The organism is Mesorhizobium sp. RCAM 05104 (genome assembly GCF_059683645.1).
In genome coordinates this window covers 1,643,967-1,657,080 of the sequence record NZ_CM185033.1, presented here as the reverse complement: position 1 = coordinate 1,657,080, position 13,114 = coordinate 1,643,967, and the positions used below count along the sequence as shown (strand labels likewise).

Below are 13,114 nucleotides of genomic sequence, written 5' to 3'. Positions count from 1 at the left end.
CCCTTCCACCTTAGGTCTCCCAGGAGGCGCTAGAGCCGGAGGTCAGCGGACCCGCTTGCCAGATGTCGTCGCCGAAATGGTCCATTGCTTCGCGAATCCGCGGTTTTGCCGCGGTTCATCGCGCCCGCGTCGCCAAATCAGGCTCAGCCTGGCAAGGACAGCATCAAAGCCGCTGCAAAGGGAAGGCTCCTTGATCGGGATCAATGGCGACAGAAAATGTCCTCTACTGGATCCCCATAGAGATGCGCGACTACCGGGGATCGCGGCGGCGACACCGAAACGCCGCAGTGCGGGGCGCCCCGATGACTAAAAGTGCTCGCGCTCAAATTCAACGCAGGAGTAGCCGAGTGTCGAAAGACCATCGGCGAGATGCTCCGCGAGCAGAGGCGTCCCACAGAGATAGTCGGCGGTATGCTTGTTGTGTTCGTCAGCTGCCTGCTGGCGGACGCTTTGCCACTCGTCGGCGGACTGGTCGTCGCGTCCCAGCCACATCAGGGCGACGAGGTCGGTTTGTGCGTCGACGGAAAGATCGGAAATCAGCGACTGCAATTCTTCGAGAACCGGGTCGTCGTCATGATCCTCGAGTATCGCCGCGGAATGATCGTCGGACGGATTGGAGGCGGGGCTGGGTTCGGTGACCGGATCCTTGGCATCGAGCTCGCGCGCCTTCATGATGATGAAGCATACGGTTTCGAGCGGAACTTCAAGTTCCGTTTCGCCGTCGCCAGTCTTGTCCGCTTTTTCCATCATACCGGTTCCTTCGGTTGCTGTTCGTCTTCCCGTCCCCGGACGACGCGCCTGCCTGCCATCGGCCCCCTTGTTTCGGTGACGACGGTGCATCGTCCCTCCGGTTGGCCTTCGGCCTGGAAGTAGATCACGACCCAGTCGCTTGTCTTTGCCAGTTCGTGCGCCAGCCTGGTGTTCGAGAAGAACGCGGTGAAATGCCAGTTGTCATGTCGCGCATGCAGGACCGGCAGCCAGGCCTCGCCTTTCGGATTGAAGCGCTTCGGCGCAATCTTGCGAAGCAGTCCGGCTGCCGCCCTTTCGCGGTACATGCGATCGACATCGAGCAGCATCGACACTGGCGGCAAGGGTTGAGGTTGAGGGGTCGTTCTCAGTCGAGCCCTGCCGAGCCGTTCGGCGAGGGCTGCCCCCAGCATCTCCTTGCGCCTGTGACCGATGCCCTTGATATGAAGCGCGCCGCTATGGAGCGCGTTCTCGAGGTCCTCGAGGGTCTCGAGTTGCCCGTCCTCGGCGAGGCTGTGCGCGTATCGTGGTCCGATTCCCGGAATCGACCGAAACAGCGCCTCCGGCTCCATCTCGCCGCGCAGCCGTTCCAGTTGGGACCAGCGCCCGGTTGCAGCCATCTCGGCAATCGCGCCAGCCAGGCCCGTTCCGATGGCCGGCAGGGCGATGAGACCGTCGCGTCCCTCGCTTGCCAGGATCTCGCCCACCGGCCGTTCCAACCTGGAGACGACATCCGCCGCCCTTCTGTAGGCCCGTGCACGGAAACCGTCGGCGCCCTGGCTGTCGAGGAGATCGGCAAAATCGCGGAATTTCGCTGCCACCCCGATGTTCTCGGGGAGCGGCTTTGTCGCCAATGGCGTCATTGGCTTGACGCCTGGGTTGGGCCTGGCGGTCTGAAGCGGCTCGGGCATGGTTCTCCCCCGTAGGGGTTGAAAATTGTCGATTGCCCCTCTTAGGCCATTCTACGGCTCGCATCCTTGACGCGCATCAATCCATCAGTGTTCGAAACTGGATAGAAGAGAACATGCGCTTCTTCGCACTCAAAGGCTCGGAACAACTCGGCGCGGCCGCGGCGCGGGCGCTTTCGATCGAGCTCGATCCGCATGAAGAGCGAGATTTCGAGGACGGGGAGCATAAGGCGCGCCCGCTGGTCAGCGTGCGCGGCAGGGATGTCTATGTGCTGCACAGCCTTGGCGGGGGTGGCGGCGTGTCCACCAACGACAGAGTATGCAAGCTCCTGTTTTTCCTGGCGACATGCAAGGAGAACGGCGCCGCGCGCGTAACGGCGGTCGTTCCCTATCTTGCCTATGCGCGCAAGGACCGGCAGACCAAGGCGCGTGATCCGGTCACGACGCGCTATGTCGCGCAACTCTTCGAGGCAATGGGTACCGACCGGATTGTGACGCTCGACGTCCATAATTTCGCGGCTTTCCAGAACGCCTTTCGGTGCGAGAGCATCCATCTCGACACGCGGATGCTCTTTGCCCCGCTGATGGGCAAATTGGCTGGCGATCTGCCGATCATCATTTTTTCGCCCGACAGCGGCGGCGTAAAGCGCGCGCAACTGCTCAAGGAGGCCCTGGAGGCGGAAACCGGGAAAGAAATCGGGTTCGGCTTCATGGAAAAGCGCCGCAGCCGGAACGTGGTTTCGGGCGAACTGTTTGCGGGCGACGTCGCGGACAAAGCCGTTTTCATTATCGATGATCTGATCAGCACGGGTGGCACGATTCTGCGCGCCGCCCTGGCCTGTCGTGAACGCGGCGCGCGGGCCGTTCATGCGATCGCCACGCACGGGTTGTTTGGCAAGGGTGCCGATGTGCTGTTCGGCAGCCAGGCGATAGACCGCATCGTCGTCACGGACAGCGTGGACTCGGCGGCAGTCGCCAAAGCCCGTTACCCGCAAGCGCCCTTGGACATTCTGCCGATCGGCAGTCTGGTCGGCAAGGCGATCAGGCGTCTCCACGCACAGGGCTCGATTTCCGATCTGATCGGGATTGATGACTGAGAATCTCGCGCTCCGCCTGCCTGATGTAGCGGATCGCCTGCGGGCGCCATTTTTCCGGATGGCGGATTGGCGTCTCGAGGAGATGCGCGACCCCGAGACGGGCCTTCAGCAATGCCCGGAAACCGCCATAGAGCGCCAGCAGCTCGGCGTCGGGGCTATCCGGCAGCCGGCTTTGCAGAGCCTTGACCAGCAGTGGCCGGATCCAGGGCGCGCCCAGCATCTCGCATTCCATGCCTAGATAGTTGATTTCGTCATAGGGATCGATGATGCGCATCGACCGGTTGAACTCGAGGCAGTCGATGATCTGGAGCGGCTGGCAAAGGCAGACGTGTTCGGGGCGCAGGTCGCCATGCCCTTCGACGATCGCGCCGCGAAGGATGCGCGCTTCTATCCGCGGCCTCAATCGCTGCAGCAGGCCGTCCACCATGTCCAAGGCGCCGGACACGATATCCGCCAACGCGAATTCGGGCCGCAGCAGGATTGCGCGATTGATGCGCTGTTCTCCTGTGAGGTGGCACAGATAGGCGCCGCCGCCGTCAATCTCCGCCCGGCGTTGCGCATAAAACTCCGCCAGCGTCTTGGCGACGTCATCGATCTCCGCCGCGTCCAAGCGACCGCAGGCGATGCGCTCGTCCAGCATGTCGCCTTGTGGCAGGCGCTTCATTTCGACCAGCCAGTCGACCACACGCCCGCTGCCGTCGAGGGAGAAGCGGCCCGATGCATCACAGCGAAGTGGAAGGACCCGCCGATAGGTTTCGGCGGCAAGGCGGGCGTTCAGCCGCAATTCCTCGCCACAATAGAAGTGCCGCTTCCTGATCGTGCTGAAGTCGAGGAAAGCATGCCTGACCGGCTTCTTGAGCTTGTAGACCAGGTCGTCCGTGAGGAAGACCCAGGACATATGCGTCTCGCGGACATCCACATGTGTCGTTCCGCTCCCGTATGCCGCCGGATCGCTGAGAAAGCGCACCTTCGCCGCCAGATCCGCAATTTGCCGGTGCCCCATCATCGCCGGTACCATGCGGGCCAGCAGCGATCCGCACTTTGATGCGCGTCAAGGACGCGCCCGCTGGTCGTGACATTTTGCCGATGAATGCAATTTCCGGCTGGATGTCATGGATCGCAAACACACCTTCAATATAGGCTACGTCATCGCTGCCATCCTGATCATTGAGCTGTTTCAGGTCTGGTTCGCCTATCGCGACACTGCCCAGCTTTCCTACAGCGACGTGATCCGCCTCACCGAGGAGGGCAAGGTTGCGTCCGTCACGCTGACCGAGACCATGATCGAGGGCGCGTTCAAGGAGCCGCGGGATGGCAAGAAGACGTTCCTTGCCAATCGCGTCGACCCTGCGGCGGTTGCGGTTTTCGAGAAGGCCGGCGTCAAGATCACCGGCGCTTCCGACAGCAACTGGCTGACGACAGTTCTCTCCTGGATATTGCCCGCGCTGATCTTCGTCGGCATCTGGATGTTCTTCTTCCGCGGGTTCGCCGACAGGCAAGGCATGGGCGGCCTGATCAATATCGGCAAGTCGAAGGCGAAGGTCTATCTGGAACGCAAGACAGGAGTGACTTTCGAAGACGTGGCGGGCGTCGACGAAGCCAAGGCCGAGCTGCAGGAAATCGTCTCCTTTCTCAAGGACAAGGACAAATACGGTCGCCTCGGCGCGCGGATTCCCAAGGGCATCCTGCTGGTCGGGCCGCCTGGAACCGGCAAGACATTGATGGCGCGCGCCGTCGCCGGCGAGGCGGGGGTGCCCTTCTTCTCCATCTCTGGCTCGGAATTCGTCGAGATGTTCGTTGGCGTGGGTGCGGCCAGGGTACGTGACCTGTTCGAGCAGGCCCGGCAGGCCGCGCCTTGTATCATCTTCATCGATGAGCTCGACGCGCTGGGCCGTGCCCGCAGTCCGTTCGCGGGTTATGGCGGCGGTGACGAGAAAGAGCAGACATTGAACCAGCTGCTCTCGGAACTCGACGGTTTCGATCCGCGTGTTGGTATCGTGCTGCTTGCCGCCACCAATCGGCCCGAAATCCTGGATCCAGCCCTGCTGCGCGCCGGGCGCTTCGACCGGCAGGTCGTGCTGGACCGGCCCGACCGCAAGGGCAGGGAGGCGATCGTCAAGGTCCACATCAAGAACGTCTCAACCGCGCCCGGCGTCGGCACGGACGAGATTGCCGCGATAACGCCCGGTTTCACCGGTGCCGATCTCGCCAATCTGGTCAACGAGGCGGCCATCATCGCCACGCGGCGTGGCGCCGACAAGGTGACGATGGACGACTTCACCAATGCGGTCGAGCGGATCGTCGCAGGGTCGGAACGCAAAAGCCGATTGCTGAAGCCGCAGGAGCGTGAGCGTGTCGCCTTCCACGAAATGGGGCACGCCCTGGTGGCGGTCACGACGCGAAGCGCCGATCCGGTGCATAAGGTGTCCATCATCCCGCGCTCGATCGGTGCCCTCGGTTTCACCATGCAGCGTCCGACGGAGGACCGGTTTCTGATCACGGTCAGTGAGCTGAAGGACCGCATGGTTGTCCTCATGGGCGGCCGCGCGGCCGAGGAAGTCATATTCGGCGAAGTCTCGACCGGGGCGGCCGACGACCTTGCCAAGGTCACGGATATTGCCCGGCAATGTGTCACCCGCTTCGGCATGGACCCGACGGTGGGACAGGCAGTCCTCGAAGAGCAGCGCCTGCAATGGCTAGGTGACGGTCCTGGCCTGCCAAACAAGAAGGACTATTCGGAGGCCACGGCGCGCGAGGTCGACCTGGCAGTCCGCGGCATGATCGACGAGGCCTCTGCCAGTGCCAGGGATGTGCTCCGCGAACGGATCACCGATCTGCGCGCCGGTGCGAAGCTGCTGCTCGAGAAAGAAACGCTGACGCCTGACGACTTCGCGCCGTTGCGGCGAACCGCGGTGCTGGTCCCGGCGGCGTGAAGGCGACGCCGGTCAAGACGCCGGCCACACCAGAACAAATGAGGAGAGTGTCATGAAACACAAGCTTCAGCAGAAGGTGATCGCCATCCTGGCGCGTTGCATGGACATGACGATTGCCACGACCCGCTCCGACGGCGCGCCACAGGCGACGGTGGTTTCGTTCGTCCATGACGGTCTGTTGCTCTATTTCGGCTGCGGAGCCGGCTCGCAGAAGGCTATGAATATCTCTCGCGACCCGCGCGTTTCGGTCGCCATGACCGCACCCTATGAGGACTGGCTGGAGATCAAGGGGCTGTCGATGGCGGCGACAGCGACGGAGGTCGTCTTGCCTTCCGAACTCACGGAAATCGGCCGCATGATGGTGCAGCGCTTCCCGCAGATTTCGGCTATCCAGCCCAGTGAGGCCGCATCCGTGAAACTGTTCAGGGTTCGGCCCACGATCATCTCTATACTCGACTATTCCCTGGGGTTTGGTCACACGGATCTCGTCAAGATCGAGGCCGATGACATCGCCGAGACGCTGGACAGCATGCGGCACCATTGGCTTGTAGGCACTTCCGCGACCTCGTGACGGTCGCGCCAGTCGTCCAGCCCGCTGACTATTTGACCGGGCATTGAGCCGGATCAATGAGCAGTGACGCAAAGGATGCTTTTTTGTCGCTGCGGGAGAAAAGCCCGCTCAACAAACAGGAGACGGACCATGACGGATATAACATTGCGTCAGAACATTCTCGATGAGTTGGAATTCGAGCCGAGCATTGACGCTGCCCATATCGGCGTTGCCGTGGAGGACGGTATCGTTACGCTGACCGGGCATGTTTCTTCCTATTGGGAAAAGACAACCGCCGAAAATGTGGTCAAGAGGGTCAAGGGTGTGAAGGGCCTCGCCGAGGAAATCGAAGTCCGGCTGGTTGGCTTGAAAGGAACCGCCGACGACGAGATCGCCAGGCGCGCGGTCGACGCGATAACCTGGAATGTCTCCATCCCGAGGGACAAGGTTCAGGTCAAGGTACAGGATGGATGGATCACGCTGACGGGGAAACTCGAATGGCAGTACCAGAAGAATGCCGCGGCCGAGGCCGTGCGCGGCCTGGCAGGCGTCGTCGGCGTTGCCAACCAGATCGAAATCACTCCACGAGCCTCGGTATCCGACATCAAGAAGCGCATCGAGAATGCCCTGAAGCGCGATGCGGAAACCGAAGCACAGACGATCCGCGTCAACGTTCTGGATGGCAAGGTTACCCTTGAAGGCAAGGTCCGGGCGTGGTCCGAGCGCCAGGCGGCCGAGCGTGCCGCTTGGTCCTCCCCGGGCGTCCGCGCGGTGGACGACCGGATTTCCATAGTCTGATGAGGCCGACAAGGCTGCGGCGGCTTCCATGAGTTGCCGCCGCGTCGATGCAGGGCGCCGTGCGTAGTCGGTCGAGCAAAGTACGCTCTGAGGAAGAGGGCGCTCTCCCCCAGTCCACGAGGCGACGAAGATCGTTGCCAATGATGGCGAGGCCGTTGGACCTCGATCAAACCATGTCAAAGGAGAAACAAAATGATTCTGGCTAATGGTACTATCGTCGTGGTCACCGACGGCGAGAAGCTGCGTCTCTTCCGCAACAAGAGCCCCGAACCCCGGATCGACCTGGTGGAATTGCCCGAACCGGTGCTGCACTCGGCTAGCACGGGCTCGGGCGGGCGGCATCGCAGTTCAATGGCCAATCCCGACGACTCCCGCTTGCGGGAAGACGACTTCGCCGCCGCCGTGGCTGCCTATCTCAATCGCGAAGCGCTGGCGGAAGCGTTCAAGCATGTGGTGGTGATCGCCGATCCGCGCACGCTGGGCGAGCTGCGCAAGCACTTCCAGGCTTCGCTGAAGGCAAAGCTGGTTGGCGAGCTGGCCAAGGATCTCGCGAAACATCCCATCGAGGCCATCGAGAACACATTGGCGGCGGATTGAGTCCCGCCCCAGGTCATGGACAAGGCCCCGCCGACCTTGACGGACAGGTTGCGACAGCCAGAGACCGCTTGCCACGTTTCTTGATCGGCATCGATCAAGGGACATCCCAGGGCGTCGGCTAGGTCGCCGCTGCGGCTATAGGAGAGAGAAGTTTGAACCGAGAAAGACGAGAACCTGGCCGGTGATGAGGGGAATTCTCAGCATGGGACCATCCTCGCCGCTATCCTGGATTGGCGATCCCGCGACGTAAGGGTGCCCCTTCAGGATGTCCTTCCAGATCGTCGGGAAATCCGCCCCCTTGTTCCTCATGGCGTTACACGCATTGAGAAGCCTCGCAACGATGTCGGTCATTGAACCTGCATTTTACTTATCAAGTGATTGATTTCAAATCATATGGAATGAATGCGGCGTTGATGGTTTGATCTGAATCAAATTGTTCGGAGAGGCACCCAATCCCTGCCTTCCTTGCGATAAAGGCGCTTTACGGCCGCCCAAGCGACGCGGTGCGCTATTTCTTCACGCTCTTGGCCTCGGTCGGCATATTCGTCCCAGGCGCTGTTGAAGGCAGCGCGAAAGATCTCCTGGGCATGCAGGGGCAGATGCGTCCTGACGGGCGGTGGGAGATCTTCCTCGGTCGCATAGGGCATTGCTATCCTCATCGCCAAGCCAAAACCGACGCCCCAAACCGACGCCCATGGCTGGAATGTGGCTGACGAATACGCCCCGGCACGTCGGGGGGGGCGCGGACGATCAGCTAGACATGAAGCGACAGAGCCGCGTTTCGTCGAGCAGCGATCGGGTAACGCCGCCGAATACCCATTCCCTGATGCGACTGTGTCCATAAGCACCTGACACGATCAGGTCGGCGTTGGCGGAGCTCAAGAAGTCGATCAGCTTGTCGCTCTCATCGTCGGCCTTCAGCACTTCGGTGCGAGCCGTGATGCCATGCGTTCCCAGGAAGGTCGCGACATCCTTTATGCCCGCAGTCGTCCGGTCGCCGGGCTCGGAATCGACCGTGACCACGATCACGTCGTCTGCCATCGCCATCAGCGGCACGGCGTCGGCCACCGCGCGCCTCGCTTCGCGCGTGTCCTTCCAGGCGACCACGATCCTGCCTGTCGGCGCGTGCTCCGCGCCGCTTGACGCGATCAGAAGCGGCCTGCCGGCGCGTAGCGCGAGGGTGCCGGGATCGACGGTCCGATAGGAGTCGCCGGAGGACGCCCCCTGAGCCGCACCGGTGATGATGAGATCCGCGATCCTCGATGTCGCGACCAAGGCGCGGTTGGGGTTGTCGAGCGCTTCGCGCCATTCCGTCGCCACCGAACCAGCAACCAGGCTGTCAAACTCGGCATGCAGGTCCTTGAACCGTTTCTGGATGTCATCCCTCAACTGCTGCCAGACCTCGGCGGCTATCGCGGCACCCTCGGGCGCCATCGTGACCGGCAAGGGTGCGTCTGCTGCGCAGAAGCCGATCAGCCGAGCCTCGGAACGCCTGGCAAGATCGATGGCGATCTTGGTGATCGGCGCGATTGGACCGTCTATGACCACATTCAGCAGAATGGATTTGTAGCTCATCGGCGGCGCTCTTTTCCTGTATCGATTGGATGGACCGAAGCTAGACCGGGCAAGGCGTTGCGTTCTTTGATGCCGATCAAGTGGCCGGCTTCAAGGCATGCTTGACTCGAAATGGATGATCTCTCCGTCCACCACGAAGGCTCCATTTCCAACATGGTGGATGGTTTTTGGCCTTGGCTGTCCCGGATCAACCCACGCCTTCACAACCTCCAGGACGAAAAGATTGTATTTGTTGACCAGCCGGGTATCGACGACGCGGCATTCGAGATTGGCGAAACATTCAGCCACCAAGGGCGCAGCGACATGCTCGGCGGGTAGTGGCGTCAGCCAGATCGTCGCGAACTTGTCCCTGTCGCGGCCTGAGCAGTTGCCGACCTCCACCACTTTTTCCGCCAGCCCCACGGCCGGGATCGCGATCACACACTCCTTCGTGTCGCGCAGCGCGGCAAAAGAGAAGTCGCCGCTCGATACGACACAGGCAATTGTCGGGGGTGTGAACTCCACCATGGTGTGCCATGACATTGTCATGACGTTGGCGCGGCCCCTGGCCCGGGTTGTCAGCAGAACAACGGGACCAGGCTCGATCAGCCGGTAGACCTCGGCAAGCGGCAGTTCCTTCATCTTCATAGCTTTCCTCGCATCCCCAAATCAGCAAGCGCAAGGCGGTCGCCACTCGGGCAAACGACCTGTATTCGGCGATATCGTCAGTTCGAAAACAAGCGGTTGACCGAGCCTTGCTTGAGCAGGGAGCGAGTCATGCCTCCAAAGGCCCATTCGCGGACCCGGCTGTGACCGTAGCCGCCAGCGACCACAAGCTCGGCACCCATGCCGCTGGCGAGTTCGATGACGGTTTCGCAAGCGTCCGCATGACCGACGCCCAGCACCTCCGATCTCGCCTTGACGCCATGCCTCATCAGGAACCGGACGACGTCGCCGATACTTTCGCGCGCGTTTCTCTGGTTCTGCTCCTCGACCGTCGCCACCAGTACATCCTGTGCGCCGGTGAGGAAGGGAAGCGCATCGATGACTGCGCGCCGAGCCTCGCGACTATCCTTCCACGCCACCACAACCTTCTTGGGGTCGAGCGGGGCAAGTCCGTCGGCCGCAATCAGCACCGGCCGTCCAGCCGACAGCACCAGCGTTCCTGTATCGACCACCCGGTGGCGGTCACCGGAAACTCCCGAGGCCGGCGCTCCGGTCACGATCAGGTCAGCTGCGCGGGCATGCATCGCGAGCAGGTGTGTCGGATCGCCGATCTCCTCGCGCCAGGAGGCCTCGTCTCCGACAACGGCCAGGAATTCCTCCTTCAGGATCTTCAGGCGATCCTCGATCTCGGTTTGGCGTTGGCGCATGATTTCCGCCGCCGCCATGCCGCCATCGTCGCCGGGAACAAACACGTAGGAATCGGCCGCGGCAAAACCGATCAGCGTGGCTTCGAAGTGCCGCGCCAACTCCAGCGCATAGGTCGTTCGCGGTGCCGCCGGAGAATCGACATCGAGTTGAACCATGATGGTGTTGAAGATCATTTTTTCTGCCCTCCGATGAGATTTGTCACAGGATCACCGGAGGTGCGATCCTGCGCCTTGATGCGCATCAAAGCCTGCATCTCTTGCAGGTCCGTCAGGGCACATCGTCATCGCTGGTGGCGAGACCACCGGCCGCCGTCGCCAGGAGAGAACGGCCGACCTGGATGAGAATGCGGGCAGCGCGGCACTGCCGCGCCGAAATCATCATCGTCAATTTCCCGCCTCATCAACGACGCTTCGCGCGTTACATCGTCATTTCCGGTTCGAGCGCGCGTTCTTTCGCCGGTTCCGGGATTTCGGTCATGGTTGCTTCGGTCAAGAGCAGAACGCTTGCGACCGAGACGGCGTTCTCAAGCGCGATGCGCACCACCTTGGTCGGGTCGATGATGCCGGCTTCGACGAGGTCGACATACACTTTTTGCCCAGCGTCGAAGCCGAAATTGCCAGTGCCTTCAATCATCTTTGCAATGACAACGCCACCGTCGACCGCGGAATTCTCGGCGATCTGCCGGACCGGTGCTTCAAGTGCGCGCTTGAGGATCTGCACGCCCGTCCGCTCGTCGCCTTCGCAATGCTGTTCCTCGTCAGTCACGGTGGCGATGCAGCGCAACAGGGCAAGCCCGCCGCCTGGCACTATGCCCTCGGCGACCGCGGCCTTGGTGGCGCTGATGGCATCGTCGAGCGCTTCCTTTTTCGACTTCATTTCGGCCTCGGTTGGCGCACCGACCTTTATGACCGCGACGCCGCCTGCGAGCTTGGCCAGCCGTTCCTGCAGCTTTTCGCGATCATAGTCGCTGGTCGTGTCGTCGATCTCGCGCCGGATCTGTTCCACCCGCCCCTTGATCGCCTTGGCGTCACCGTTGCCGCCGATGACCGTCGTGTTGTCCTTGTCGACGACCACGCGCTTTGCGCGCCCCAACTGCTCCATCGTGACATTTTCCAGTTTGAGCCCGAGGTCTTCGGAAATAACCTGACCGCCGGTCAGGATGGCGATATCCTGCAGCATGGCCTTGCGACGGTCGCCGAAACCGGGCGCCTTGACGGCGCAGTTCTTGAACGTACCCCGGATCTGATTGACGATGAGCGTCGCAAGCGCCTCGCCTTCGACTTCCTCGGCGACAACCAGCAAGGGCGAGCCCGACTTTGCCACGGCTTCCAGCAGCTTGATGAGATCGTTCAGCGAAGCGATCTTTTTTCGACGATGAGCACAACCGCGTCTTCCAGGACTGCTTCCATCTTCTCGGGATCGGTCACGAAATAAGGTGACAGGAAACCCCGATCGAACTGCATGCCCTCGACAACCTCCAAAACCGTCTCCGTGGTCTTCGCTTCCTCGACCGTGATGACGCCTTCGCCGCCGACCTTCTCCATCGCCTCGCCGACCAGTTCACCGATGAGCGGATCGTTATGCGCGGAGATCGTCGCCACCTGCTCCTTCTCGCGGCGGGTCGAGACTGGTCGGGATATCTGCTTGAGCGTCTCTATGGCCCGTTTTGTTGCACGATCGAGACCCCGTTTGATATCGATCGCGCTGGCGCCGGCGACAACGTTGCGCACGCCGTCGGCGAATATCGCATGGGCCAGAATGGTCGACGTGCTGGTGCCGTCCCCGACCATGTCCCCGGTTTTCTCGGCCGCCTGCCTGAGCATCCGCGCGCCAAGGTTCTCCTCGGGATCCTTCAGGTCGAATTCCTTGGCGATGGTCACCCCGTCGTTGCAGACGATGGGGGCGCCCCATTTCTTTTCGATCAGGACCGACTTCGAGCGCGGCCCGAGCGTGACGCGCACGGCGTCGGCGAGTTGGGTCGCGCCACGAAGAATCTTTTCGCGCGCCGCTGAACGAAACAACACTTGCTTGTGAGCCATGATCACCTCCGAACTGCTGTCTGCTTCAACTAACCGGCATACGTTCGGTCGGCTTTGATGCGCATCAATCGGGGTTTCGGATGGCAGCGGCGACGAACGCGTCGTGCCATCCAGTTTGCGCGAGCGCAAAGAACCGACGCCTCAAGTCCGGTAGCTTCTCTTCTTCGACATCGGTTGACGGATAGAACATTGACATGTCGACGCGCCGCTCCGGCGCGGCGAATGGTTCTCCCTGCAACGCTAACAAAGCGAAGTGAGACGAAAATGAAATTCCAGATCGAGAAGCAGGAAGTGCTCGAAGAGCGCCCAAGCCTTGTATTCAGCACTGAAGCGGCAAGCGGCGCAAAGGCAGGCAATACGTTGCTGCCCATGCTTGTCGCTGGACTAACCCTGGTTGTCGTGGGTGGCGTGGTCGTGATGGCCTTCGTCTAGAAGGAAGCTGCTGCTCCGTCCTGGCGGTGGATGCATGCATCCCCGTCACGCCGAACTCCAGAGCCGCCCCGGGCTCCGCGGGCTG

The 13,114-nt window shown here is 61.7% G+C and carries 14 protein-coding genes and 1 pseudogene; 6 read left to right on the top strand and 9 right to left on the bottom strand.

Annotated elements, in window-relative coordinates; all coding sequences use genetic code 11:
- Window positions 1-306: 306 nt before the first annotated feature.
- On the bottom strand, window positions 307-750 hold the full coding sequence (locus AC56QP_RS08440) for a DUF3775 domain-containing protein (RefSeq protein WP_489860123.1): 444 nt from the start codon (window positions 748-750) through the stop codon (window positions 307-309).
- The gene (locus AC56QP_RS08435; protein ID WP_489860124.1) at window positions 747-1,658 is read right to left on the bottom strand and encodes a DNA-binding protein; all 912 of its coding nucleotides are present in this window, start codon (window positions 1,656-1,658) and stop codon (window positions 747-749) included. The genes AC56QP_RS08440 and AC56QP_RS08435 overlap by 4 nt, the downstream gene beginning before the upstream one ends.
- Window positions 1,659-1,771: 113 nt before the next feature.
- Here AC56QP_RS08435 and AC56QP_RS08430 point away from each other — a divergent pair, with 113 nt between their 5' ends.
- Window positions 1,772-2,752, top strand: coding sequence for a ribose-phosphate diphosphokinase (locus tag AC56QP_RS08430; protein ID WP_489860125.1), 981 nt, complete (start codon window positions 1,772-1,774; stop codon window positions 2,750-2,752).
- Here AC56QP_RS08430 and AC56QP_RS08425 read toward each other — a convergent pair.
- The gene (locus tag AC56QP_RS08425) at window positions 2,697-3,650 is read right to left on the bottom strand and encodes a hypothetical protein (protein WP_489860126.1); all 954 of its coding nucleotides are present in this window, start codon (window positions 3,648-3,650) and stop codon (window positions 2,697-2,699) included. The genes AC56QP_RS08430 and AC56QP_RS08425 overlap by 56 nt on opposite strands.
- Before the next feature lie 214 nt (window positions 3,651-3,864).
- Here AC56QP_RS08425 and ftsH point away from each other — a divergent pair, with 214 nt between their 5' ends.
- The 4 genes from ftsH to AC56QP_RS08405 all read left to right on the top strand — a co-directional run bounded on the left by ftsH (window position 3,865) and on the right by AC56QP_RS08405 (window position 7,630).
- Window positions 3,865-5,685 carry an ATP-dependent zinc metalloprotease FtsH gene (ftsH, locus tag AC56QP_RS08420; RefSeq protein ID WP_489860127.1) on the top strand — a complete coding sequence of 607 codons (1,821 nt, stop codon included), beginning with the start codon at window positions 3,865-3,867 and terminating at the stop codon, window positions 5,683-5,685.
- A 52-nt stretch (window positions 5,686-5,737) separates the two neighbouring features.
- Complete coding sequence (locus AC56QP_RS08415; RefSeq protein WP_489860128.1) at window positions 5,738-6,256, top strand: pyridoxamine 5'-phosphate oxidase family protein; 519 nt, start codon at window positions 5,738-5,740, stop codon at window positions 6,254-6,256.
- 129 nt (window positions 6,257-6,385) lie between these two features.
- The gene (locus AC56QP_RS08410; protein ID WP_489860129.1) at window positions 6,386-7,033 is read left to right on the top strand and encodes a BON domain-containing protein; all 648 of its coding nucleotides are present in this window, start codon (window positions 6,386-6,388) and stop codon (window positions 7,031-7,033) included.
- A gap of 192 nt (window positions 7,034-7,225) precedes the next feature.
- Window positions 7,226-7,630, top strand: a complete 405-nt coding sequence (locus AC56QP_RS08405) for a host attachment family protein (RefSeq protein WP_489860130.1) — start codon at window positions 7,226-7,228, stop codon at window positions 7,628-7,630.
- A 135-nt stretch (window positions 7,631-7,765) separates the two neighbouring features.
- On the opposite strand, the gene AC56QP_RS08400 is transcribed toward AC56QP_RS08405, so the two are convergent.
- From AC56QP_RS08400 to groL, 6 genes and pseudogenes are all read right to left on the bottom strand, one after another.
- The gene (locus AC56QP_RS08400) at window positions 7,766-7,981 is read right to left on the bottom strand and encodes a hypothetical protein (RefSeq protein ID WP_489860131.1); all 216 of its coding nucleotides are present in this window, start codon (window positions 7,979-7,981) and stop codon (window positions 7,766-7,768) included.
- A gap of 77 nt (window positions 7,982-8,058) precedes the next feature.
- Window positions 8,059-8,277: a ChaB family protein gene (locus AC56QP_RS08395; protein WP_489860132.1), complete on the bottom strand. Its 219-nt coding sequence runs from the start codon at window positions 8,275-8,277 to the stop codon at window positions 8,059-8,061.
- Between the two features lie 103 nt (window positions 8,278-8,380).
- Complete coding sequence (locus AC56QP_RS08390; protein ID WP_489860133.1) at window positions 8,381-9,205, bottom strand: universal stress protein; 825 nt, start codon at window positions 9,203-9,205, stop codon at window positions 8,381-8,383.
- Between the two features lie 90 nt (window positions 9,206-9,295).
- A complete protein-coding gene (locus AC56QP_RS08385; RefSeq protein ID WP_091576939.1) occupies window positions 9,296-9,826 on the bottom strand; it encodes a flavin reductase family protein in 531 nt (176 codons plus the stop codon).
- An 83-nt stretch (window positions 9,827-9,909) separates the two neighbouring features.
- Complete coding sequence (locus tag AC56QP_RS08380; protein ID WP_489860134.1) at window positions 9,910-10,731, bottom strand: universal stress protein; 822 nt, start codon at window positions 10,729-10,731, stop codon at window positions 9,910-9,912.
- 244 nt (window positions 10,732-10,975) lie between these two features.
- Window positions 10,976-12,597, bottom strand: a pseudogene (gene groL / locus AC56QP_RS08375) (chaperonin GroEL).
- A 264-nt stretch (window positions 12,598-12,861) separates the two neighbouring features.
- On the opposite strand from groL, the gene AC56QP_RS08370 reads away from it, so the two are divergent.
- A complete protein-coding gene (locus AC56QP_RS08370) occupies window positions 12,862-13,029 on the top strand; it encodes a hypothetical protein (protein ID WP_489860135.1) in 168 nt (55 codons plus the stop codon).
- Window positions 13,030-13,114 lie beyond the last annotated feature (85 nt).

What these genes read in the sequence shown, in the direction of transcription:
- AC56QP_RS08440 (WP_489860123.1), bottom strand. Translation starts at nt 750, where the DNA reads ATGATGGAAAAAGCGGACAAGACTGGCGACGGCGAAACGGAACTTGAA.
- AC56QP_RS08390 (WP_489860133.1), bottom strand. Translation starts at nt 9,205, where the DNA reads ATGAGCTACAAATCCATTCTGCTGAATGTGGTCATAGACGGTCCAATC.
- AC56QP_RS08410 (WP_489860129.1), top strand. Translation starts at nt 6,386, where the DNA reads ATGACGGATATAACATTGCGTCAGAACATTCTCGATGAGTTGGAATTC.
- AC56QP_RS08370 (WP_489860135.1), top strand. Translation starts at nt 12,862, where the DNA reads ATGAAATTCCAGATCGAGAAGCAGGAAGTGCTCGAAGAGCGCCCAAGC.
- AC56QP_RS08430 (WP_489860125.1), top strand. Translation starts at nt 1,772, where the DNA reads ATGCGCTTCTTCGCACTCAAAGGCTCGGAACAACTCGGCGCGGCCGCG.
- ftsH (WP_489860127.1), top strand. Translation starts at nt 3,865, where the DNA reads ATGGATCGCAAACACACCTTCAATATAGGCTACGTCATCGCTGCCATC.
- AC56QP_RS08435 (WP_489860124.1), bottom strand. Translation starts at nt 1,658, where the DNA reads ATGCCCGAGCCGCTTCAGACCGCCAGGCCCAACCCAGGCGTCAAGCCA.
- AC56QP_RS08385 (WP_091576939.1), bottom strand. Translation starts at nt 9,826, where the DNA reads ATGAAGGAACTGCCGCTTGCCGAGGTCTACCGGCTGATCGAGCCTGGT.
- AC56QP_RS08395 (WP_489860132.1), bottom strand. Translation starts at nt 8,277, where the DNA reads ATGCCCTATGCGACCGAGGAAGATCTCCCACCGCCCGTCAGGACGCAT.
- AC56QP_RS08380 (WP_489860134.1), bottom strand. Translation starts at nt 10,731, where the DNA reads ATGATCTTCAACACCATCATGGTTCAACTCGATGTCGATTCTCCGGCG.
- AC56QP_RS08400 (WP_489860131.1), bottom strand. Translation starts at nt 7,981, where the DNA reads ATGACCGACATCGTTGCGAGGCTTCTCAATGCGTGTAACGCCATGAGG.
- AC56QP_RS08425 (WP_489860126.1), bottom strand. Translation starts at nt 3,650, where the DNA reads ATGTCCTGGGTCTTCCTCACGGACGACCTGGTCTACAAGCTCAAGAAG.
- AC56QP_RS08415 (WP_489860128.1), top strand. Translation starts at nt 5,738, where the DNA reads ATGAAACACAAGCTTCAGCAGAAGGTGATCGCCATCCTGGCGCGTTGC.
- AC56QP_RS08405 (WP_489860130.1), top strand. Translation starts at nt 7,226, where the DNA reads ATGATTCTGGCTAATGGTACTATCGTCGTGGTCACCGACGGCGAGAAG.